At 67.6% G+C, this 21,970-nt stretch carries 18 protein-coding genes and 1 pseudogene; 15 read left to right on the top strand and 4 right to left on the bottom strand.

Going from position 1 to position 21,970, the window contains the following annotated elements:
• Positions 1-481 precede the first annotated feature (481 nt).
• From ACRARE_RS21505 to ACRARE_RS21565, 13 genes are all read left to right on the top strand, one after another.
• Positions 482-1,192, top strand: a complete 711-nt coding sequence (locus ACRARE_RS21505; RefSeq protein ID WP_432658468.1) for a sugar transferase — start codon at positions 482-484, stop codon at positions 1,190-1,192.
• Between the two features lie 64 nt (positions 1,193-1,256).
• Positions 1,257-2,522 (top strand): nucleotide sugar dehydrogenase, encoded by a 1,266-nt coding sequence (locus ACRARE_RS21510; RefSeq protein ID WP_432658469.1) that lies wholly within the window; start codon positions 1,257-1,259, stop codon positions 2,520-2,522.
• On the top strand, positions 2,515-3,771 hold the full coding sequence (locus tag ACRARE_RS21515) for a glycosyltransferase family 4 protein (protein WP_432658470.1): 1,257 nt from the start codon (positions 2,515-2,517) through the stop codon (positions 3,769-3,771). The genes ACRARE_RS21510 and ACRARE_RS21515 overlap by 8 nt, the downstream gene beginning before the upstream one ends.
• 37 nt (positions 3,772-3,808) lie before the next feature.
• A complete protein-coding gene (locus ACRARE_RS21520; protein WP_432658471.1) occupies positions 3,809-4,336 on the top strand; it encodes an LbetaH domain-containing protein in 528 nt (175 codons plus the stop codon).
• Between the two features lie 13 nt (positions 4,337-4,349).
• Positions 4,350-5,339, top strand: a complete 990-nt coding sequence (locus ACRARE_RS21525; RefSeq protein ID WP_432658472.1) for an acyltransferase family protein — start codon at positions 4,350-4,352, stop codon at positions 5,337-5,339.
• A 44-nt stretch (positions 5,340-5,383) separates the two neighbouring features.
• Positions 5,384-6,361 carry a sulfotransferase family protein gene (locus ACRARE_RS21530; protein WP_432658473.1) on the top strand — a complete coding sequence of 326 codons (978 nt, stop codon included), beginning with the start codon at positions 5,384-5,386 and terminating at the stop codon, positions 6,359-6,361.
• Between the two features lie 142 nt (positions 6,362-6,503).
• Positions 6,504-7,988: a hypothetical protein gene (locus ACRARE_RS21535; protein ID WP_432658474.1), complete on the top strand. Its 1,485-nt coding sequence runs from the start codon at positions 6,504-6,506 to the stop codon at positions 7,986-7,988.
• Entirely contained in the window at positions 7,985-10,045 is a 2,061-nt protein-coding gene (locus tag ACRARE_RS21540) for a glycosyltransferase (RefSeq protein ID WP_432658475.1), read from the top strand. The genes ACRARE_RS21535 and ACRARE_RS21540 overlap by 4 nt, the downstream gene beginning before the upstream one ends.
• Positions 10,042-11,571, top strand: coding sequence for a lipopolysaccharide biosynthesis protein (locus ACRARE_RS21545; RefSeq protein ID WP_432658476.1), 1,530 nt, complete (start codon positions 10,042-10,044; stop codon positions 11,569-11,571). Before ACRARE_RS21540 ends, ACRARE_RS21545 begins: the two co-directional genes overlap by 4 nt.
• Positions 11,568-12,149 carry an acyltransferase gene (locus ACRARE_RS21550; RefSeq protein ID WP_432658477.1) on the top strand — a complete coding sequence of 194 codons (582 nt, stop codon included), beginning with the start codon at positions 11,568-11,570 and terminating at the stop codon, positions 12,147-12,149. Before ACRARE_RS21545 ends, ACRARE_RS21550 begins: the two co-directional genes overlap by 4 nt.
• 4 nt (positions 12,150-12,153) lie before the next feature.
• Entirely contained in the window at positions 12,154-13,353 is a 1,200-nt protein-coding gene (locus ACRARE_RS21555; protein WP_432658478.1) for a glycosyltransferase, read from the top strand.
• A 128-nt stretch (positions 13,354-13,481) separates the two neighbouring features.
• Positions 13,482-14,561 carry an acyltransferase family protein gene (locus tag ACRARE_RS21560; RefSeq protein WP_432658479.1) on the top strand — a complete coding sequence of 360 codons (1,080 nt, stop codon included), beginning with the start codon at positions 13,482-13,484 and terminating at the stop codon, positions 14,559-14,561.
• Between the two features lie 179 nt (positions 14,562-14,740).
• Complete coding sequence (locus ACRARE_RS21565; protein ID WP_432658480.1) at positions 14,741-15,502, top strand: metallophosphoesterase; 762 nt, start codon at positions 14,741-14,743, stop codon at positions 15,500-15,502.
• On the opposite strand, the gene ACRARE_RS21570 is transcribed toward ACRARE_RS21565, so the two are convergent.
• From ACRARE_RS21570 to ACRARE_RS21580, 3 genes are all read right to left on the bottom strand, one after another.
• On the bottom strand, positions 15,503-16,498 hold the full coding sequence (locus ACRARE_RS21570) for an endonuclease/exonuclease/phosphatase family protein (protein WP_432658481.1): 996 nt from the start codon (positions 16,496-16,498) through the stop codon (positions 15,503-15,505).
• A gap of 138 nt (positions 16,499-16,636) precedes the next feature.
• The gene (locus ACRARE_RS21575) at positions 16,637-17,707 is read right to left on the bottom strand and encodes a ParB N-terminal domain-containing protein (RefSeq protein ID WP_432658482.1); all 1,071 of its coding nucleotides are present in this window, start codon (positions 17,705-17,707) and stop codon (positions 16,637-16,639) included.
• Between the two features lie 345 nt (positions 17,708-18,052).
• Positions 18,053-19,429: an AAA family ATPase gene (locus ACRARE_RS21580; protein WP_432658483.1), complete on the bottom strand. Its 1,377-nt coding sequence runs from the start codon at positions 19,427-19,429 to the stop codon at positions 18,053-18,055.
• 508 nt (positions 19,430-19,937) lie between these two features.
• Here ACRARE_RS21580 and ACRARE_RS21585 point away from each other — a divergent pair.
• Positions 19,938-20,966 (top strand): replication initiator protein A, encoded by a 1,029-nt coding sequence (locus tag ACRARE_RS21585; protein ID WP_432658484.1) that lies wholly within the window; start codon positions 19,938-19,940, stop codon positions 20,964-20,966.
• A gap of 340 nt (positions 20,967-21,306) precedes the next feature.
• Positions 21,307-21,669 carry a hypothetical protein gene (locus tag ACRARE_RS21590; RefSeq protein WP_432658485.1) on the top strand — a complete coding sequence of 121 codons (363 nt, stop codon included), beginning with the start codon at positions 21,307-21,309 and terminating at the stop codon, positions 21,667-21,669.
• Here the strand turns inward: ACRARE_RS21590 and ACRARE_RS21595 are convergent.
• Positions 21,657-21,970, bottom strand: a pseudogene (locus tag ACRARE_RS21595) (UDP-glucose 4-epimerase GalE); the annotation flags it as partial. The gene ACRARE_RS21590 and the pseudogene ACRARE_RS21595 sit on opposite strands and share 13 nt — an antisense overlap.

Below are 21,970 nucleotides of genomic sequence, written 5' to 3' on the forward strand. Positions count from 1 at the left end.
GGACCCCGACCGCGCAACGGTAAACGAATTATTAACATAACATTGATTAGCAAGAGGATATCTGCCGCCCGCGCCCCAGAGACACCGTCACAGCCGGGCATCCGGCCGGAACCGGACCCCCGGGTCTTGAACCCGGGACTTAAACGTGCGTCTTATCAAGGCGCCAGGGCGGGGCAACGGCGGAAACACCGCAGCTCCGGGCGCCGGGGGGGTGCCTCATGTTGACCCGACAGTCCCCCACCTCTACCACTCTTCATGACCCCACCCTTGCTGCGGGTGCAAAGTTTTTCTGCAAGCGCATATTTTTTCATGCGCAGGACATGATCGAGACGAAATACAGGGCCGTGAGGGATGCAACGACTCAACCTTGGCGATAATAGTGAAGGTAAGTACTTTCAGACGAACCAACTGGCCCCCAGGCCGTGACGACCCCTATTTCGACATCCCATTTGGCGCATATGACCCAGCGGAAGGCGCAACCATGAAAGATTTCAGCGGTACGACCCCCTACGGTCTCGAAACCGTCGAGCCCCTCGACCCCCAGGCCCGGCAAGCAATTGCCGAAGCCCGCCATGACCGCTTCTATGCCAGGTTCGGCAAGCGGTTGTTCGACATCTCCCTGGCCCTGCTGCTGCTGCCCATGCTGGTGCCGGTGATCCTGGCCATCTGGCTGCTGACCCGGCGCGACGGCGGCCCGGGCTTCTATTCGCAGATGCGGGTCGGCAAGGACGGCCGCCTGTTCACCTGCTGGAAGATCCGCTCGATGCATGTCGATTCCGAGCAGATCCTGACGGACCTCTGCGCCCGCGACCCCAAGATCGCGGCGGAATGGAAGACCTACCAGAAGTTGAAGGTCGATCCCCGCATCACCCCCCTCGGCCGCTTCATCCGCGCCACCAGCCTGGACGAGCTGCCGCAGATCTGGAACGTGCTGGCGGGCGACATGAGCTTCATCGGGCCGCGCCCCTTCATGAGCTCGCAAGAGGTCATGTATCGCCAGGCCGGCGGCGTCGCCTATTACCACATGCGCCCGGGCATCACCGGCCTGTGGCAGGTCATGGGCCGTGGCGAAACCTCCTTCGTCGAGCGGGTCGATTACGACACCCGCTACTGGCAGGACCTGTCGTTCCGCAGCGACCTGAAGATCCTCTACAAGACGGTGCAGGTCGTGTTCAAAGCGACGGGGACCTGAGCGCCCCCGCCGTCGCCCCTGCCCCCTGCATCTTAATACGAATCGTTACTGGAGCCTCCCCAGCATGAAAATCGCCATCTATGGCCTGGGCTACGTCGGGTTCACCGCCGCCTGTTGTCTTGCCTCCCAGGGACATGAAATCGTCGGCGTCGATGTCAGCGCGGACAAGATCCGGGACATTTCCGAAGGCCGGACCCCGATCACCGAACCGCAGCTGGACGAGCTCTTCGCCGAGGCCCGCGCCAAGGGGCTGATCACCGCCACCCAGACCCTGACCGACCTGTCGGATGTCGACCTGGCCATCGTCTGCGTCGGCACCCCCTCGGCCACCGACGGTTCGCACAACATGAGCTATATCGCCGAGGTGGCGCGCCAGATCGCCGCCAACCTCAGCGGCACCGACCGGGCCAGGCCGCTGACCGTGGCCTTCCGCTCGACCTTCCGGCCCGGCACCATGGACACGCTGATCGAACCGATCTTCCGCCATGCCCTGGACGGCGATCTCTCGGGCAAGGTCGAACTGGTTTACAACCCCGAATTCCTGCGCGAATCCAGCGCCGTCTGGGATTTCTTCAACCCGCCCAAGATCGTCATCGGCACCAGGGACGGCCAGCCCGCCGCCGCCATGGACGCGATGAACGCAGGGCTCGAGGCGCCGGTCTTCTACACCGCCTACCGCGAGGCCGAGATCACCAAGTTCGTGGACAACACCTGGCACGCGGTGAAGGTGGCCTATGCCAACGAGATCGGCCGCGTCTGCCACCGCATGGGCATCTCGGCCAAGAAGGTGCACGAGATCTTCGTCTCGGACACCAAGCTGAACATCTCGGCCTATTACACCCGCCCGGGCGGCGCCTTCGGCGGCTCCTGCCTGCCCAAGGACGTGCGCGCGCTGCAATATGTGGCCCAGGACGTGGGCGCGGGGACCTATCTGATCAATTCGCTTCTGTCCTCGAACGAAAGCCACAAAAGCTATCAGGCCGAGGACATCATGCGCGCCGCGCCCAAGGGCGGGAAGATCCTGATGGTCGGCCTGGCCTTCAAGGCCGATACCGACGATCTGCGCGAAAGCCCCAATGTCGACATCGCCCGCAAGCTGCTGGAGAACGGCTATCAGCTGTCGGTCTATGACCCGGCGCTGAAACCCGCCAACCTGCGCGGCCAGAACCTGGGCTATGCCTATACCCATCTGCCGACCATGCAGGACCTGCTGGTTGACAAGGCCAGTGCCGAGACCGGCCCCTGGGATCTGATCGTCGCCTCGAACCGCACGGTCGAAGACCTGGACCTGCCCGATGTCCCCCTCATCGCCACCTATCAGTATGACTGAGGCCCCCGGGACGGCGCTGACCGCCATCAGCATGGACGCGCTGCGCGAGACCACCCCCCTGGCGGGGCTGAAGGTGCTGATGGTGGTGGAAAACCTGCCCGTGCCCTTCGACCGCCGCGTCTGGATGGAGGCCCGCACCCTGTCGGCGGCGGGCGCCCGGGTGTCGATCATCTGCCCCAAGGGCAAGGGCCACGAGGAAAGCGTCTGGGAAGACGAGGGGATCAAGGTCTACCGCCACCCCCTGCCGCTGGATGCCAAGGGCGCCACGGGCTATTTCCTGGAATATGGCGCGGCGCTCTTCTGGGAAACCTGGCTGGCGCTGAAGATCTACTTCACCCGTGGCTTCCACGTGATCCACGGCTGCAACCCGCCCGACCTGATCTTCCTGGTGGCGATCCCCTTCAAGCTTCTGGGGGTGAAGTACCTTTTCGATCACCACGACATCAATCCCGAGCTCTACGAGGCCAAGTTCGGCCGCCGGGATTTCTTCTGGAAGGCGATGCGCTTCTTCGAGCGGATGACTTTCAAGGCCGCCCGGGTGTCGATCGCCACCAACCAGAGCTACCGCAAGATCGCCATCGAGCGTGGCGGCATGGACCCCGAAAACGTCTTCATCGTCCGCTCGGGCCCCGACCTGACCCGGCTGATCCGCCAGCCCGACGCGCCAAAATGGCGCAACGGGCGCCAGTACATGGTGGGCTATGTGGGCGTCATGGGCGATCAGGAAGGCGTTGACCTGCTGCTGGAATCCATCCGCCACCTGGTCCGCGACAAGGGCCGCGAGGACATCCAGTTCTGCCTTGTGGGCGGCGGGCCCAGCCTGGACGCCCTGCGCCAGATGTCGGCGGACATGGGCCTTGAGGACTATGTCACCTTCACCGGCCGGGCGCCGGATCAGGATCTTTTCGAGGTGCTCTCGACCGCGGATGTCTGCGTGAACCCCGACCGGGTGAACGAAATGAACGACAAGTCGACGATGAACAAGATCCTGGAATACATGGCCTTCGAAAAGCCGATCGTGCAGTTCGACGTGACCGAGGGCCGCTATTCCGCGCTGGAAGCCAGCCTTTACGCCGCCGAGAACGACACCGTCGATTTCGCCGACAAGATCGAGGCCCTTCTGGCCGATCCCGCGCGCCGCGCCGCCATGGGCGCCTTCGGTCGCCAGCGGGTCGAGACGGAAATGGCCTGGCCCTACCAGGTGCCCGCCCTGGTCGCGGCCTATCGCAAGATCTGGGGCAAGGCCTGATGCCCCGCGCCCCGCGCCTGGCCGAAGGAGGCCGCCGATGAACCTGACCGATGCCCCTGCTCGGGATGACATCCGCAGCGACCTGTTTCGCTATACCGGGCGCACCGACACCCGGGCGCTGCTGCGCTGCTACCGGCAGAACCGCGGCTTCCGTTTCCAGGTCTGGTTCCGCCTGGTCGATGTGCCCAACCCGCTGCTGCGGCGTCTGGCGCGCTGGCGGCGCAACCGGCTGGCGGAACGCTATGCGCTGCATCTGCATCCCAAGACCCAGATCGGCAACAACTGCAATCTCAGCCAGTTCACCACCATCGGGGCCACCGGCGACAGCCGGGCGGCGATCATCAGCGATTACGTCTATATCGGCCCGAGCGTCGGACTGGTGAACGATATAACCAGCGGCAATGACGTCATGATCGGCGCCGGGGCGGTGGTGATCCAGGACGTGCCGGACAATGCCACGGTGGTGGGCACCCCCGGGCGCGTCATCCAGCGCGACGCCCCGCCCGAACGGCGCAAGACCCTGTGGCCTCTCGTCCCGATGCCGGCCGCCCCGGCCCAGCCCTGAGTACGGATCGCAGATGAAGACCCTTCCCGCCACAGATGGAAAGCTCTACTCCCTCCAGGGCCTGCGCGCCCTGGCGGTGGTGCTGGTGCTCTTTGCCCATGCCAGCAACCAGCTGGCCCCGGGCAAGAGCCCCTGGCAGGTGACGGGCCATTTCGGCGTCGACATCTTCTTCGTGATCAGCGGCTTCATCATGGTCTTCATCTCCAGCCGCCGGCTGGTCACCTGGTCCAGCTTCCTGGCCGAACGGGTGCTGCGGATCGTGCCGACCTACTGGTTCTACACCCTGCTGGCCCTGGCCATCTACCTGGTGGCCCCCGGGGCCTTCCGCGGCACCGAGGCAAGCGCCGGGCACGTCCTGCTGTCGATGCTCTTCATCGCCCATGAGAACCCGGTGACCGGCAGCACCTCGCCCTTCCTCCGCCTGGGCTGGACGCTGAACTACGAGATGTTCTTCTACCTGCTTTTCGCCATCGCCATTGCCATCAGCCTGCGCCTGCGCGTCTGGCTGACCGCGGCGGCGATCGTGCTGCTGGTGAGCGGCGGCGCCCTGGCCAGCCAGGCCGGGCTGCGCCTGCCCGCGCCCCTGGCCGGGCTGCTGATCCTGCTGGGGCTGGCCTGGGCGCTTTACACCGTGCGCTTCGAGAACCACGACAGCCTGCGCGGCCTGGTCTGGGGCCCGGCGGCGGCGCTGATCCTGCTGGCCACTCCCAGTCTGGAGGGGCTGGCGCGGCGCCCGGGGCTGGCCTGGCTCAATGCGATCGGCGACGCCTCCTACACGATCTACCTGATGCATCTCTTCCCGCTGTCCTTCTACCGTCTGGTCTGGCAGCGGCTCGGCCTGCCGGACGACACCGCCCTGGCCCAGGGGATCTTCCTGGCGACCGCCATCCCGGGGATCTGCCTCCTGGGCTACCTCGCCTATCTCTTCATTGAAAAACCCCTGGTACGCGGCGCCCGGCGTCTGGCCGGGCGGGGCTCCAGCCCGGCGCGCCAGACGTCCTGAGCAGCCCCTTGCCATTCCGTTCCCAAGCGCGTGGAAACTGACAGATGACCGACCCTGTTGTTCTCGTAGGACTGCCCCGCAGCGGCTCCACCCTGTGCACTGCGGTGCTGAACCAGGCGCCAGAGCTTTTCGTGATCAACGATGCCTATTTCCTGCAACAGGTGGATGCGACCGACAGCTGGGACGGTTTCGCCACGCCCGAGGACGCCCGCGCCTTCCTGGCCCAGCTGACCGAGATGATCACCTGGCGCGCCGCCGTGAGCACCTCGAAGAAACTCGAAAACTCCTCGCGGCTGACCGCCGAACAGCTGGACCAGGTGCTGGCCCGGATCACCTTCGACAAGGTGCCCCAGAACCACTGGGCCACGATGATGACCCATGTGATGTCCACCGCCGCAGCGGCGGCAGGCAAGACCCGTTGGGGCTGGAACACGCCGCAGGATCTGTATCACGTCGACAAGATCAAGCGCGCCTATCCGCAGGCGCGGATCCTCTTCATGATGCGCGATCCCTTCGCGGTGCTGAAATCCTTCCGCTTCCGCCCCAATGCCCAGGCCCTGCGCCGCTATCACCCCCTGGCCCAGGCCGCCGCCTGGAAACGCGCCATCCGCGGCTATGAAGGCGCCCGGGCGCGCTATCCCGACAGCGTCGAGATCGTCCGCTACGAGGATCTGGTGGCCGAGACCTCCGCGCAGATGCGGCGGATGAACGCCTTTCTGGGCACCACCATCCCCGAGGATCTGGACCTGACATCCCTGGGCAGCAACACCTCGTTCCGCGACGACCGGACCGTGGCCCGCCCCGTCCGGCGCGAGGTCTCGGGCTTCGAATGCTGGGCGGCGGACCGCATCGTCGGCGCCTGCCGGGGCCGCGTCGGCTATGACGCGCCGCCGAAGAAGCTGGCTCTGGACGGGCTGCCCTATTTCGTCCAACAAAGCCTGATCTTCACCCGCCACTACGCGGGCGCGTTCCTGACCGACAAGAATACCCGCAAGCGGATCCTGCGCTTCCTGCAAGCCTGAGGGCGCCGCATAGCCAAAAGGAGGGCAGCCTCGCCCCTCTTTTCCGTGGCAGGGTGACCGCATCACCGGCGCGACCCGCGCCAGATTTTCCCGCCCCGCGCGCCCCGCGCAGGGCCGATGAGCCCGAAGAGAGACATCGCGCATGAATACCGGCCGTCTCATCCTGTTCTTCCTGCCGCTGTCGCTGCTCATCGCCGGCATTCTCTATGTCAGCGGCGCGGGCACCGGCACCTCGGGGGCCACGGCGGTGGCCCTGCTGTCCCTGGTGGGCGGCGGGGTGCTGTTCATCGCGCTGCCCGGTGCCTTCCTGCTGCGCGCCTACCTGATCTTCACCATCCTGCTGGCCGGGTTGATCGAATATTACGGCCGGGTCTCGGGCTTCATGCTGGCGCCTTCCCTGCTGGGCCTCGGCCTGCTTCTGTGGGGCCTACCACGCAAGGCCCGCGGGCTGGAGATGGCCCCGGCCCCGGCCTTCATCTGGCTCTTCGCGCTGACCGCGGTCGTCTGGTGCGCCTTCTCTCTGACCAACATGACCGGGCTGGTGCAACTGATCGTGTCGCTGATCACCTTCCTGATGGTCTATGCCAGCTTACCCGCCGTGCTGATGGTGACCCGCCGCGATCCCGAAAGGCATATCGACTGGTTCGAGAAGGCGCTGGCCTGCCTGCCCTTCCTACAACTGCCGATCACCCTGCACCAGCGCTTCTTCGTCGCCCGCGGAACGACGAACTGGGACACCGTCGCCGGGTCTTTCGGCGGGATCTACGGCGGAGTCGGCCGGAATTCCGACCTGATGCTGTTCATGATCGCCTCCTTCGCCATGGCGCTGCACCTTTACCAGAGCAACCGCATCAGCGGACGCCTGTTCTGGGCGATCTTCGCGGCGGTCTTCGTGATCACCGGCATAGGCGAGACGAAGGCCTTCTTCGTCTATCTGCCGATCCTGCTGGTCATGCAGCAATGGCCCCGGATCAAGCGCGAACCGCACAAGGCCATCCTCTTCGGCACCGTCCTTCTGGGGGCGATTACGCTGCTGTGGTCCGCCTATGCCACCTTCAACTATGGCGCCCGCTACGCCGACATGGCCGATGTCAGCGCGCTGGAAATGGCCGATGCCACGCTGGAGCGCTTCCTGGACACCGACAATGTCGACTACGAGGCCGGCGAACTGGGCCGGGTGGCGACGCTCCATATCTGGTACACCCATGTCCAGCAGGACACCCTGGCCGCCTGGGTCGGCTACGGGCTGGGGGCCAGCCGCATCAGCCGCTTCGGCAGTGGCATGATCGCCCTGGCCTATGTGCCGCTGAAGCTGACCTCGACCGCAGCGGCCCAGCTCTTGTGGGATGTGGGGATCATCGGCTTCAGCCTCTTCCTGACCACGATGCTGGCCGCCATGCGGTTCGGGCTGGTCCAGTCGAAACGCACCCGCGATGCCCTTTTCACCAGCCGCTACCGCACCATCGCGGGGATTGCCCTGATCCTCATCCTGTCCCTTGTCTACAAACCCTCGATGACGGAATCCGTGACCGTGAAACTCCTCTTCATGATGCTCATGGCCCTGCTCTGGGTCACCTATTCCCAGGACCTCCGCAACCGGCGGGCCCGGACGGAGGCCCCCGCATGACCGTCTCTCCTGCCGCCGCCGACCGCCGCAAGACGGTCCTCTTCGTCGGCTCCACCTCCTACAGCGGGTCCACCATGATGGACCTGGTGGTGGCCAATGATCCGCGCGGCTTCTCCTGCGGCGAACTCAGCTTTACCTACCGGCCCGAACAGGCCCACCACCTGACACCCCGCTGTGCCTGTGCCGATCCCACCTGCCGGATCTGGCAGAACCTGAGGGACGTGCCCGAAAAGGATTTCTACCCGGCCCTCTTCGCGCAGCACCCCGGGATCGACTTCGCCGTCGACAGCAGCAAGGATCCGCTGTGGATCGCCCGCCAGCGCGGCTATCTGGCCGCCCATGGCATCGACAGCGCCGCGCTGATCATCTGGAAGGACCCGCTGGAGATCGCCGCCTCCTTCAAGAGCCGCGGCAAGCTGGACCAGTGGAAGCGGCACTGGATGAACTATCACCGCCTGCTGGTGCACCAGCTGGGGGCGGATTTCATCACCCTCTCCTACCGCGATTTCGCCACCCGCCCCGAGCGGCTGGAGGCGGTCTGCGCCCAGCTGGGCATCCCCTATTTCCCCGGCAAGGAACGCTATTGGGAAAAGGTCCACCACACGCTTTTCGGCAACCGCTCTGCCCGGCGCCACCTGAACGCGGTCGAGGCCTCCCTGATGGGCGGCAGCTATGTCGACAGCTCGCAGTTGCACTCGATCTACTACAAGGCCCCCAACGACCCCGATCTGGCCGCCCATATCGACCGCCAGAAGGCCGAGGACCCGCTGATCGGCCGGATGGAGGCCTTCCTGGAGGCGCGGGGCCGCGAAGAGGCCACCCCCCTGCCCGAGGGGCTGGCGATGCGCGACCGCGATGTCACCCTGCGCCGCATCCGCCGATCCCTGCCGCGCCGCGAGGTGGTGAAGGCCCGGGCGCGGGTGGCGCTGAACCTGCATCCGAAACCGCAGCCCGCCCCCGATCCGGCGAAACGCCAGCTGGCCTTCGTGCTGCCCGGCCATGTCTCGGCCCAGGCGGGCGGGGCCGAATACCAGGCCCATCTGATCTTGCAGGAACTGGCCCGGACCCCCGGCCACGAGGGGCGCGCGGCCACCTATTTCTGCCGCCAGGGCAATCTGGGCTATGCCCATCCCAGCCACGCCCTGTCGGTGCTGCCCAAGGTGCCGGGGCTGGCGCGCTATGCCTATTTCGTCGACCTGCCGGTGCTGCTGGCGCGGCTGAAGGCGCTGAAACCGGCGGTGATCTACAACCGCGATGCCGGCGCCTATACCTGGGCCTGTGCGCGGGCGGCCAGGGCCGCGGGGGCGAAGCTGGTCCTGCATCTGGCCCATGACAAGGATGTCACCCCGCTGCGAAAGCCCTATCCGCGCAACTTCCTGAAACGGATCGACAAGGCGCTGCTGGAAAAGGGGCTGGTCCAGGCCGATCACATCATCGCCCAGACCCCGTTGCAGGCCGAGCTGCTGAAGGCGCACTATGGCCGCGAGGTGGACCTGGTGCTGCCCAATGCCCAGCCGGTCCCCGATCTGCCCGAGCCGGACCTGCGCGCCGATCCGCCGCTGGTCCTCTGGGTTGCCAACTTCAAGGCGTTCAAGCAGCCCGAACTCTTCCTCGACCTGGCCCGGCGCCTGGAAGGCACGGGGGCGCAATTCGTCATGGTGGGCCAGGCCAAGGAGGACTACGCCGAGCTGCTGCGCCAGATCGGGGCCCAGCCCAATATCACCCATCTGGGCGCCCTCCCCCAGGGCGCGGTGCTGGATCTGATGGCCCGGGCCGCGATCTTCGTGAACACCTCCACCGCCGAGGGTTTCCCCAATACCTTCCTGCAGGCCTGGATGCGCGCCGTGCCGGTGGTCAGCCTGAACGCCGATCCCGATGACGCACTGCAAAAGGGCATGGGCTTCCGCTCCGGCAGCTTGGACGGGATGGAACGCGACATCACCCGCCTGCTGGCCGACCCGGCCCTGCGCGCCGAGATCGGCGCCCGGGCGCGCGCCTATTCCGCCCAGGCCTTCGGCCTGCCTGCCCTGTCCCCCCTGGTGACCCTTCTGACATGAGCAATCTCTACACCCGTGACACGGCGAAACGCGGGATGCGCCAGACGCTGATGATGCGCCCGATCAGCCAGGTGCTGACCGGGGTCAGCCTGGTGCTGATCGTGAACCTGCTGCCGGAACATGATTACGGGATCTATGCCCTGTTCCTGTCGGTGCTGGCCTTCATCGGCATGATCCTGTCCCTGGGGATCTCCAGCATGGTGCAGCGCTTCGTGCCGGAATACGCCAAGAGCGGCGAATACACCCGGGCCAAGCGGGTGGCCATCACCGCCATGCTGCTGCGGGCCGGGTCCATCCTGCTGCTGGCGGGCGGCGCGCTGTTCTTCCTCGAGCCGCTGACCCGGATGTACGACCTGCAGGGCTATGAACACCTCTACCTGCCGCTGCTGCTGGTGGTGCTGACCCACTTCCAGTGCCGCGTCCTGCTGCAGGTGCTGCCGGGCTTCATGTTCCAGGGCTATTCCCTGGTCGGGCAGATCGCGCTGTCGGGGGGCAAGGTGCTGGGCTACCTGGTGATGATGCAGGCGGGCCTGGGCCTGTCGGTGGTGCTCTGGGTGGATCTGGCGGCCTATCTGCTGATGCTGGCCTTGCTGGGCACCTCCTACCTGCGCCATGTCCGCCCCCTGCAGGGCGGGCCCGCCACCCTGGGCGGGACGGAACGCAAGCGGATCTTCCGCTATGCCGCCTTCTACAACTTCAACGACGTGGGGGTGCTGGGCCTGGGCCGGGACATCGACAACCTGTTCCTGGGGGCGATGACCGACCCGGTGGCCGTCGGCGCCTATGCCTTCGCGGGAAAATTCGCCGACATCGTGCTGCGGGTGAACCCCATGCAGTTCTTCTACACGGTCATCCAGCCAATGTTCTTCACTCTGGATACCAGCACCCAGAAAGAGCAGATTAACACCCTCTTCGGGATCATGTTCAAGTCAAGCTTCCTGGTCCTCGTACCTCTCTGGGCGGGCACTGCGGCAGGAATCGAACCCTTGCTGAGAGTGGTCTTCAGCGGCAAGTTCCTTGAATTTGCATGGGTGGTCGTGGCGGTCATGGGCATCACGGTTGCGACAGGGATAATCGGACGACCGGTTGGACTGGTCGCACAGCTCCGCGAGCGAGCGGATATCGTTCTGTATTCCAAGATATTCAGCTTTCTGAACTTTGCCCTGAACCTGGTGCTGATCCCCCTGTTCGGTCTGGCCGGGGTGGTGGTGGCCACTGGGGTCTGTACCCTGGCCAAGGATCTGTTCGTCTGGTGGTTCGTGCGCGACATCGCCCGGCCCCGCCACCTGGGCTATTTCACCCTGGTCACCCTTGGCATCTGGGGCAGCTACATTGCCCTGGGCCGGGGGCTGCAACAGCTGCTCGGCTCGGACCTGCTGGTGCTGCTGGCCCTGGTCCTGCTGGGACTGCCCTGCGCCCTGGCCTATCTGCGCCTGGCCCTGCGCACCCCCGAGGAACGGGCCGAAATCGAAGCCTTGACCGGTGGCAACCGCCGGATCCTGAAACTGATGGGGATGCACCGATGATGCTGATGATCCTGCTGCGGAACATGCGCCAGCGCTGGCGCCTGCGGCGCCGCTGCCCGAGGGTGACCCTGTGGCCCGGCGTCTCGATCCAGCAGGCCCGCCAGATCTCGATCGGGGCAAAGACGATCGTCTATCGCAACACCCGGCTTCAGGCCAGCGCCCGGGGGCCGATCCGGATCGGCCGGAATTGCAAGATCCACGACGGCACGGTCATCCGCAGCTTCGACGGTGGGGTCGTGATCGGCGATGACTGCTCGCTTAACCCCTATTGCGTGATCTATGCGGCGGGGGGGGTGAAGATCGGTCGCGACTGCCGCATCGCCGCCCATACGGCCATCGTGGCACAAAACCACGTGACCAGCGACCTGACCCGGCCGATCCGCGAACAGGGGCTGGACCTGAAGGGGATCACCATCGGCGAGGATGTCTGGATCGGCGCCCATGTCACCGTGCTGGACGGGGCGGTGATCGGCGATGGCGCCGTGGTGGCTGCGGGCGCGGTGGTGCGCGGCACCATCCCGCCCCGCGCCATCGTCGGCGGCGTTCCCGCCAAGGTATTGAAAATGCGCGGAGAATAGCCGAATGCCCCGCCGCCCGCGCATCCTGGTCACCGCCCGCGACACCCATCCGGCCTTTCGCGTCGACATCACCCGGCTGTTTCACGACGGGCTGGCGGCGGAGTATGATTTCGACTGGCTGATGCGCGACGAGGCGGGCGGGGCCAGCCGGACCGACCCCCAGGGGCGGGGCACCGTCCATGTCATGGGGCGCGGGCTGCCGGCGCAGATCCGGGGCCACCTGGGCGCCCTGGGCCGGGTGCTGGCCGGGCGCTATGACGCGGTGCAATGCCGCGACACCTTCCTGGTGGCCTGGGCCTATGCCCTGGCGGCGCGGGCGCGCGGGCGCCCCTTCGTCTACTGGATGTCCTACCCGATGGAGGAAGGCTATCTGCACCGGGCGCGCGACAGTTTTCGCAGCCGCAAGATCGCCGCGGGGCTGGTGCGCGGCGCCATCGGGCTGGCGGGGCGGGCCTCGCTCTTCGGCCTGGCCCTGCCCTTGGCGCGCCATATCTTCGTGCAAAGCGAGCAGATGAAGCGCGACATCACCCGCCGCCGCATCCCGGCGGCCAGGATCACCGCCGTCCCCATGGGCGTGGATTGCGACCGCTTCACCCCCGACAGCCTGGCCCCGGCCCGGGACCCCGCCTATGCCGAGCGCAAGCTGGTGCTCTATACCGGCACCCTGGATGCCTCGCGCCGGATGGAGGTGCCCGCCGAGGGGGTCGCGCGCTTCTGCGCGGCAAACCCCGCCTGGGTCTTCGCCCTGATCGGCAAGAGCACCGAGGCCGAACGCGCCACCGTGCTGGCCCCTTTCGAGGCGCGCGGCCTGGCCGACCGGGTGATCTTTCAGCCCTTCATGGCGCTGGAGACGATGCTGACCCATGTGCGCCGGGCCGATATCTGCCTGGCCCCCTACCCCGCCGACATCCCCATGCTGGCCTCGGCCACGCCCACGAAGCTGGTGGAATATGCCGCCATGGGCCGCCGGGTGGTGGCCAATCACCACCCCGACCAGGACGTGGTGGCCAAGGGCACCGGCCTGGCCGAGATGTGCGATTTCACCGCGCCGGGATTCGCGGCGGCCCTGGCCCGGGCGGCCCAGGCAGGGCCCCCCTCGGCAGCCGAGCAGGCCCGGGCCGGGACCTGGGTGCGCGACGCGCGCAGCTATGCCCGGCTGACGGCCCTGGTGGCGGCAGACTACGCCGCCCTGCTGCAGCCCTGAGCAACCCGCCGCCCACCCACGCCCTGCACCCGGCCTGAACCGCATTTTCCATAAACGGCGGCCGGCTTTGTGATACCCATAGAGATAATATTCACCGATATTATCACAGACCCCCCTTTCGGATGGCCATGTATCACCCCCTCGACAAGACCCTGCCGTCGCTGAACGGATTGCGCGGCTTCGCCGCCCTCATGGTGCTGGTCTCGCATTCCGCCAACGCAGGGATGCTACCCGAGATCCTGGGCGAAGGCATGGGACAGGTCGGCGTCTGCCTCTTCTACGCCCTCAGCGGTTTCCTCATGGCCCATGTCACCTTCGGCCGCGAGATGACCCGCGACAGCGTCGGATCCTACATGCTGGCGCGCCTGTCCCGGGTGCTGCCGCTGTTCTACCTGCTGGTCTTCCTCAACACCCTGCTGTTCCTGGCCCTGGGCGAGGCCTTCTATTCCTTCGACACCCTCGGGGACGTGGCCGGGAACTGGCTGCTGCTCCGGGGCAGCGGCGTCTTCTGGTCGATCCCGATCGAGATCCATTTCTACCTCCTCTTCCTGGCCATCTGGTGGGCCCAGGGCAAAGGCCTGCTGCTGTCCATGCTGGCCGCTCTCATGGGGCTTGCCCTTCTGGCCATGCCGCTTCTCAAGTCCGGGCTGGGCGACACCCGCACCCTGGCCTTCTGGCTGCATTTCTTCCTGATCGGCGTGCTGGTGCGCTGGCTGCTGGACACCGGGGCGCGCAACCTGCTGCCCCGCGCCGACAGCAGGGCCGCCCCGGCCGGGCCCGGGCTGATCGCCCTGTCCTGGGGGGTCTTCGCCCTGCTGCTGCTGACGCCGCCGCAGATCCGCGCAGCCCTGGGGCTGCGCGACTATCCGAACCCCTTCGATGCCTTCGTCATCGCGCTGCTGCCGGTCCTGATGTGGTTCACCCTGCGGGCGGCGGGGCCCTTCCGCCTCTTCTCGGGGCGCCTGCTGACCTGGTTCGGCCAGATCTCCTTCAGCCTCTACCTGCTCCACGCCCCCTTCCTGACCATCGTCAACCGCCTCGACCTGACCGCGCATCTGCCGCCCCTGCTGTGCTTCGCGCTTTTCCTGGCCTGTGCCACCGGCGCCGCCGCCCTGTCGTTCCGCCTGGTGGAACGGCCCGCCCAGGCCTGGCTGCGCGGCTCCCGCCGCCACCCGGGCAAGCGCACAGCCCCCGCGCCCTCGGCCTGAGCCGCCCACGGACCGCCGCATATTGCGGCGCTTTGCCCCCCGCCCCGGCCCGGCTGACCCCAGGGGGGGGCGCCGGTCCCGTCATAGCGACAATCCGCCCAAAGGCAGGGCTTGATGGCGCCCCGCCCCATGGCAAGGTATGGGACCACTTCCGAAGACGAAGACGAGAAGACCTGGCCATGAAAGTCCTCAAGCGCCTCCGGCGCGACGCGCCCCCCGAGGCCGAGCTCCCCCCGGCCCCGGATCAGCCGCTGCTGGCGGTCGGCGACATCCACGGGCGGCTGGACCTGCTGGACCGGCTGCTGACGAGGCTCGACAGCCCCGACGGCCAGTGGCTGACCGCCTTCCCGCTGATCTTCGTCGGCGACTACATCGACCGCGGCGAACAAAGCGCCCAGGTCCTGCACCGCCTCTACGCCCTGAGCCAGGTCCGGCCAGGCGTCACCTGCCTGCTCGGCAACCACGAACAGATGATGCTCGAGTTCCTCGCCGCGCCCGAAGAGAAGGGCCCCCGCTGGGTCCGCTATGGCGGCTTGCAGACCCTGGCCAGCTTCGGCCTGGGCTATATCTCCGAGAACGCCTCGGCGGCACAGTGGCGCGAGATCGCAGAGCGCCTGACCGAGGCCCTGGGCCCCGAGCTGCGGCGCTGGCTCGAGGGGCGGCCGCTGATCTGGACCTCGGGCAATGTCACCGTGGTCCATGCCGCCGCCGACCCGCAGCGACCGCTGGACCGACAAGAGCGTCAGACCCTGCTCTGGGGGCATCCCGACTTCGAGGGCACCCCGCGCGAAGACGGGCAATGGATCGTCCACGGCCACACGATCGTCGACCAACCCCAGGCCCGGGCCGGGCGAATCGCGATCGACACCGGCGCCTATGCCACGGGGCGGCTGACCGTGGCCCTGATCTCGCCCGACGAGGTGCTCTTCGAGCAGAGCTGATCAGTCCCCGGTCTCGCCCTCTTTCGGCACCCGCCGCGCGGTGACCAGCAGCCCGCGGTGGTTCGAGCCCAGATCGGCGCCGATCGGCTCGACCGCCACCAGGCGCATCCCGCCGCGCACCAGCGCATGATCCAGCGGCACGCCGAAGGCCCCGGCGGCGGGCGGCCAGGTGGCGGTGATGGCGCGGGCGGCGCGAAACCCGGACTGGCGCAAGAGGTCCGACAGGGCATGGGTCCAGGGGGCGGCGTTGAAATCCCCCACCATCAGCGCCGGCCGGGCCCGGGAAAACAGCGACCGCCAGGTCAGCTTGTCCCGCTCGCCCTCGGCAAAGCCCGAGAACCAGGGTTTCAGCAGATGCACCCCGAAGACCTCGACCTCGGCGCCGGTGGAATCCAGGGTGCGGCCGCGAAAGTAGCCCTGTCGCGAGAAGGCCGCCACGGGGCCGATCTCATGATCCAGGAAGGGGCGCCGGGCATAGACCGCCAGGTCGCAGGCGCCCTCGGGCGTGGCCGCGTCGCAGCCGGTGGCGAAGGGGAAATGCGCCGCCAGCAGATCCCGCGCCGGGGCCAGCCCCGAGGCCTCGGCAAAGATCGCCACGTCGGGGTCCAGGGCGATGGTCATCCGGGCGATGGCCTGGGCATGGGCGGTATTGCTTTGCAGCACGTTGAAGAACAGCACCCGGATCTCGCCCGCGCCGCCTGGCGCAGGCGGCACCCGCGGCAGGCTGAGGCGCAGGTGATCGAGGGTGATCGCGGCGCCCGCCACCAGGCTCAGCAGGGCCAGGGCCGCGCCGCTGCGCCGCGCCCCCAGCCCCGCCGCCAGCAGGCCCAGCCCCGCCGCCAGGGCCAGGCCCCAGGGGGCGGGGTTTTCCAGGAACCGCAGGATCGAGCTGCCGATCCACTGTTCCGGCACCAGCCGCCCGGCGGCGCAGCCCAGCACCAGCAGGGCGCCCAGGGTAAGCAGCGCCCCCACCAGACGCCCGTGACGATCAGACATTGCAGTTATTCCCGGCCCGGCCTGTGATCCTGCCCCGAGAGCTGCCGGGAAAGCCGGGACAGCGCAAGAGGGCGGCGCGGTGCGCCCGGGCGCCCCTGCCCCGCTGCCGGGCATTTGGGCACTCCCCCCGGCGCAGGGTCAGCGCCGCGCCAGCCAGCGGCGCAGCTCGGCCAGGAAGGCCGGGTCAGCGACCCCGGGGCCCGACAGGACAATCCGCCCCGCCTCGGCCGCGACGGCCACCGCGCCGCCCTGCCCCGCCCGCTCTTTGCCGCTGTCCTGGCCCCGCTCTGTCGCCGGCGCCCTGGCCGGGCCAGGCTGGGCAGAGAGGAGGCGCTGTTCCTCCTCCGCGCTGGCCGGGCCCGCCTCGGCCAGGCGCCCGCGCAGGCGTTCGCCCAGCCCCGGTTCCTCGTCCAGCCGCTTGGCCAGCTCCAGGCCCAGGCGTTCGCCGATCTGGGCGGGGAAGGTCAGCGCGCCATCCAGCGTTGTCACCAGGCGAGTGAAGCTTTTGATCTTCGAACGTTTCGCGCGCGAAACATTTTCGAACAGCGTGTTCAGCGCCGTCTTCAGATCGGGATAGACCCCCTGTTCGACCGATTTCACCGCGATCCGGGCGCGTTCGTAATAGCTCAGCCCGACGCGGATCTCGTTTTCCTCGACCATGGCCACATAGGCCTCCGAGGAATCCTTGGGCCGCCGCACCAGGGCCAGCACCTGGCCGAATCTCGGATCCTCGGCCCGCAGCCGGGCCAGCGCCGCCATGCGCCGCCAGCCCGAGATCAGCCCGTAGCGCGGCCGGGCACCCGCGCCCCGGTCGACCACCTCCACCGGGGTCTGCTGACCGCGGCGGCGCAGGCTTTCGATCAGCACCTGCAACTCGTCCTCCTCGGCCTCCAGCCGGTCGCGCACCAGATGGCCGGTCTCGATGTCGTCCAGGGGCAGATCATGCACCAGGCGGCCCTCGTCGCGCACCCGGGTCATCTCGGCCGACAGCTCCTCCAACGCGGCCTGGGCGGCGCTTTCCCCCGAGACCCGGGCAATCGGCGGCTTGCGCCCACGCACCGGCGCGACACCCAGGGGGATGCTCTTGGCCTCCGGCGCCGCCTCGGGAACATCGGGCTCGGCCGCCAGGCCGGTCTGCGGCAGCGGCTTGCCCTCGGGGGCGCCCAGGAAATTGGGGTTGGCGGGGGTCAGACGTTTACGCTTGGCCATGGACGGACTCCTTTCGGGGGACGGCGCCCACAGGCTGGGCAGCAAGGGTTAAGAGGGCGTGGGCCGGGCGCGCGCAAAATGTTTCGCGCGCGAAACAGTCCCCTCCGGTCCGGGGTAGGGGGCTCCGCCCTCGCCCGCCTGCGGCGGACTCCCCCGGAGTATTTCTGGCCCAGTGAAAGAGCGAGACGGGGCCCAGGAGGGCGGCGGACTTTGGCCATTGAGAGGTCGGACCCGCAGGAAGGCAAACCGAGGCCGCCTTGCTGGCACAGCCTGCTCTTTCACTGGGCCAAAAATACTCCCCGCCGGAGGCATTGGCCGCAGGCCGATCCCGTGGCGCGCCGCCGCTCATTCCGCCGCCGCCTGCGCGGCCAGTTCGTCGCGGCGCCAGGTGGCCAGGAGCAGACGTTTGAAGCCCGCGTAGGTCTCGTCGAAGGTGGCGCGGCCGCGCACATAGGTCTCGCGGTTGAAGTCACGGTAATCGGCCTCGTAGATGCCGTTCACCTGTTCCCCCGCCTGGCCGATCAGCGCGGTGAAATCCTGCCGGTCGGGCGAGAGCACCGGGCCCAGATAGGCCTGCATCAGCGAGGCCAGTTCCCCCTGCTGCGCCCCGTCGTAGCGGGTGATCACCGCGCGCACCGCATCCCATTCGAAGGACAACCCCTCGCGGCCCAGGGCGCGGGCGGCCATGTTCTCGCCCTCCTCGATCGAGGCGAAGGTGGAATGCAGCATGTCGAAGAACCGGCCCGTGCTGTCGAATTCCAGGAAGGAGGCGCCGAGGGGCACCAGCAGGATGTCGGCGGCGGCCAGCCCGTTGATCGTCAGGTAGCCGAGGGCGGGCGGCGTATCGAGGAAGATCACGTCGTAGTCGTCCAGCACGCCGTCCGCCTCCAGGCTTTCGGTCAGCGCGTCCCAAAGCTTCCAGCCGCGCGCCTGCATCCGCCAGACCGGGATCTGGAACTCTGACCAGTAGAGGTTCAGCTGGGCACCGATCAGGTCGATATTGGGCCAGTGGGTTTTCTGGATCAGCTGATCCGCCGTCACCTCCATCGCCTCCGACAGGGTGTCGTCCAGGGGCAGGGGCGCCTCGCCCCGGTCCAGCCGCGCCTGGTTCTGGGCGCGCAGGTGGCGGCCGTAGTGACGCGCCAGCAGGGGAAAGACGGTTTGCCATTCATCCTCGACCCGGCCGCCAAAGATCGAGGTCATCGAGCCCTGGCTATCCAGGTCGATCACCAGCACCCGATAGCCGTCGAGCGCCGCCGACATGGCCAGATGCGCCGCCGTGCTGGTCTTGCCGACCCCGCCCTTGAAGTTGGCCACGGCGACCATCTTCGCCGGCAGCCCCTCGGGGCGGTAGGGGAGGTATTCCTTGGTCTTCGACCCTTCGGCGGCGAAATGGGCGCGCAGGCGCAGCACCTCGTCGAGGGTGAACCATTTCGCCCCGCCCTCGGTTTCCGACCGGCCCTGGGGCAGGTCCGGGTTGGCGCGCAGCACGCGGCGGAAATGCGGGGTGGCCACGGGGATCAGGTAGCGGGTAATCTCCCAGGTGGAAAAGAGGCGCAGGGATTTCTTCCCCTCTTCGTCCATGCCGCGCGAGGCCAGATCGCCCCGTCCCCGGGCGCAGGCCTCGGCCACCTCGGCGAAGCGGGCGGTGGAAAAGGGCGCCTCCAGATCCCGCAGGGCGCGGTCGGGGTCGATGTTGAAATAGGGGGGCTGCTCGCTCATCGCTCACCTCATGTGCCGCGTTTTTCCCAAGATATCATGAAAGGGGGCATGTGTAACCCAGATCGGCATCCGATTCTCTTTTTCTTTGAAAACGCGGGACTTTTCCGGGGGTGAAACGGGCAGGCCTTGGGCGGGGACGATTTTCTGTCTCTGTTAAATATGTGTTATCTATAGTGTTACGGGGTCTGGGGATATTTCCTAACTCGTTGAGAAAAAAAAGAGATCCGCGCAGCTGAAACTCCTGCCCGACTCTGAACCCCCGATAGGGCGACTCTGAACCCCCGTTGAAGCGACTCCGAACCCCCGAAGAGAAGGCTGGACCCGGGCGGGGCACACTCTTAGGGTGAGCGTCAATGAAACCACGAAAAGGCCGGCCCCGGCCAAGGCGACAGGCTGCGTCGCTGAGCCAGGGGATCGGACCGGGTTCACGAGCAGGGCGCCGGGCCGAAAGGCCGGGACGCAGAGGCGAAACCGGCCGGAGCGATCCGCGCCGCAGGAACGGGCAGCCATGGCCGGAACATCCCTAACAGCGGGGCAGGGCGCCCTTCTGCCCGACCGCCATCCCCAGGTGGATTTCTTCGTCTGCGACATCTTCGATGCGCTGCCGAAGGACGACATCGCGACGATGGAACATCCCGTCTTCACCCTGTCGACCCGCCCCGACCGGCGCATCCTGAGCTATGAGCATCGCGGCACCACCATCGAGGTCACCCCCTCGATGAAGGGGCTGGCGACGATCCACGACAAGGACATCCTGATCTTCTGCATCAGCCAGCTGATGGCGGCGATCAACGCGGGCCGGGCGGTCAGCCGCACCCTGACCCTGCGCGCCCACGACCTGCTGGTGGCCACCAACCGTGAGACGTCGGGCGATGCCTACCGCCGCCTGAAGGAGGCCTTCGAGCGGCTGGCGGGCACCCGGATCACCACCAATATCACCACCGGCGACACCGAGGTCACCTCGGGCTTCGGCCTGATCGAAAGCTGGGAGATCGTGAAGCGCAGCCGGGGCGGGCGGATGGTCTCGGTCACCGTCACCCTGTCGGACTGGCTGTTTCGCGCGGTGCTGTCGAAATCGGTGCTGACGCTGTCGCGCGATTACTTCCGTCTGCGCAAACCGCTGGAGCGGCGGATCTACGAGCTGGCGCGCAAGCACTGTGGCAAGCAGCCCGAGTGGCGGGTCTCGGTCGAGGTGCTGCTGAAGAAATCGGGCTCGGCCTCGCCACGCCGGGTGTTTCGCAAGATGATCCGCGACATGATCGAACAGGGCCATCTGCCCGATTACGAGATGGTCGAGGAGGAGGGCGACATCATCCGCTTTTCCCGCCGCGCCCAGGTGGTGGAGGAAGGCCCCGCCGCGCCGCCGCTTTCGGCCGAGGCGCTGGAACGGGCGCGGGACATCCTGCCCGGGGCGGATGTCTATGCGCTCGAGGCCGAATGGCGCGCCTTCTGGGCCGGCTCGGGCCGCCCGCGCCTGCGCTCGGCCGAAAGCGCCTTCCTGGGGTTCGTGGGCAAGAAGGCCGGGCGGCGGGCCTGAGGGTTGGGGAGCCGCGAAAATGTTTCGCGCGCGAAACAGTCCCCTCCGGTCCGGGCACAGTCCGGCAATCTCTCAGGGGGAGTGAGTGAGGAGGGGACAGATCAACGGGCAGGGGGCTCTGCCCCCGCCCGCCTGCGGCGGACTCCCCCGGAGTATTGTTGGCCCAGTGAAAGAGCGAGACGGGGCCCAGGAGGGCGGCGGACTTTGGCAATTGAGTGGTTGGAACCGCAGGCAGGCAAACCGAGGGCGCCTGGCTGGTGTGGCCTGCTCTTTCACTGGGCCAAAAATACTCCCGCCGGAGGCGATCCCGGGGCGGGGCCCCAAGAGGTCAGGAGGGCGCATGGCGATCCGTAACCTTTTCCCCCGCCCGGTGCTGATCATGACCGAGGTCGATCTGGCGACCGGGCCGATGCTGGCCTGGCTGGGGCCGGGCGCGCGCTATGCGGGGGGCCATGACGGGGTGGCGGTGCCGGGGAGCGGGCAGGTCTGGAAATGCCTGGGGCGCCAGGTCGGGCCGGTCTTTCTGGGTTTCCCCTCGGTGGTCGAGGCCGGGGGGCGGGTGCGGGGCCTCTGGACCTTCGCCCTGCGCGACCCCGAAGCCTTCTGTGCGCGCCATCCGGACTGGGCGCCGCTTTGGGCGGTGGCGCGCCGCGCCGAGACCGGGCCGGAGGGGCCGCTGCCGGATCTGCCTTATTTCTCGTAGTGCCCGCTCTGGTGCCAGCGCCAGGCATCCTCGATCATCTGCGCCATGGTCGAGCGCTGCGGTGTCCAGCCCAGTTCGGCCTCGGCGCGGACGGATCCCGAGACCAGCTTGGTGCAATCGCCGGGCCGTCGCGGGCCTTCGTCGTAGGGCACGGCGCGGTTGGTCACCGCGCGCGACTGCTCGATCACCTCGCGCACCGAGAACCCCGCCCCGGTGCCGAGGTTGAACACCCGGTTGCCCTTGCCCGCCTCCAGCCAGCGCACCCCCAGCACATGGGCGTCGACCAGGTCGCAGACATGGA

The organism is Pseudooceanicola aquaeponti (genome assembly GCF_050897975.1).
Classification (GTDB): domain Bacteria; phylum Pseudomonadota; class Alphaproteobacteria; order Rhodobacterales; family Rhodobacteraceae; genus Pseudooceanicola.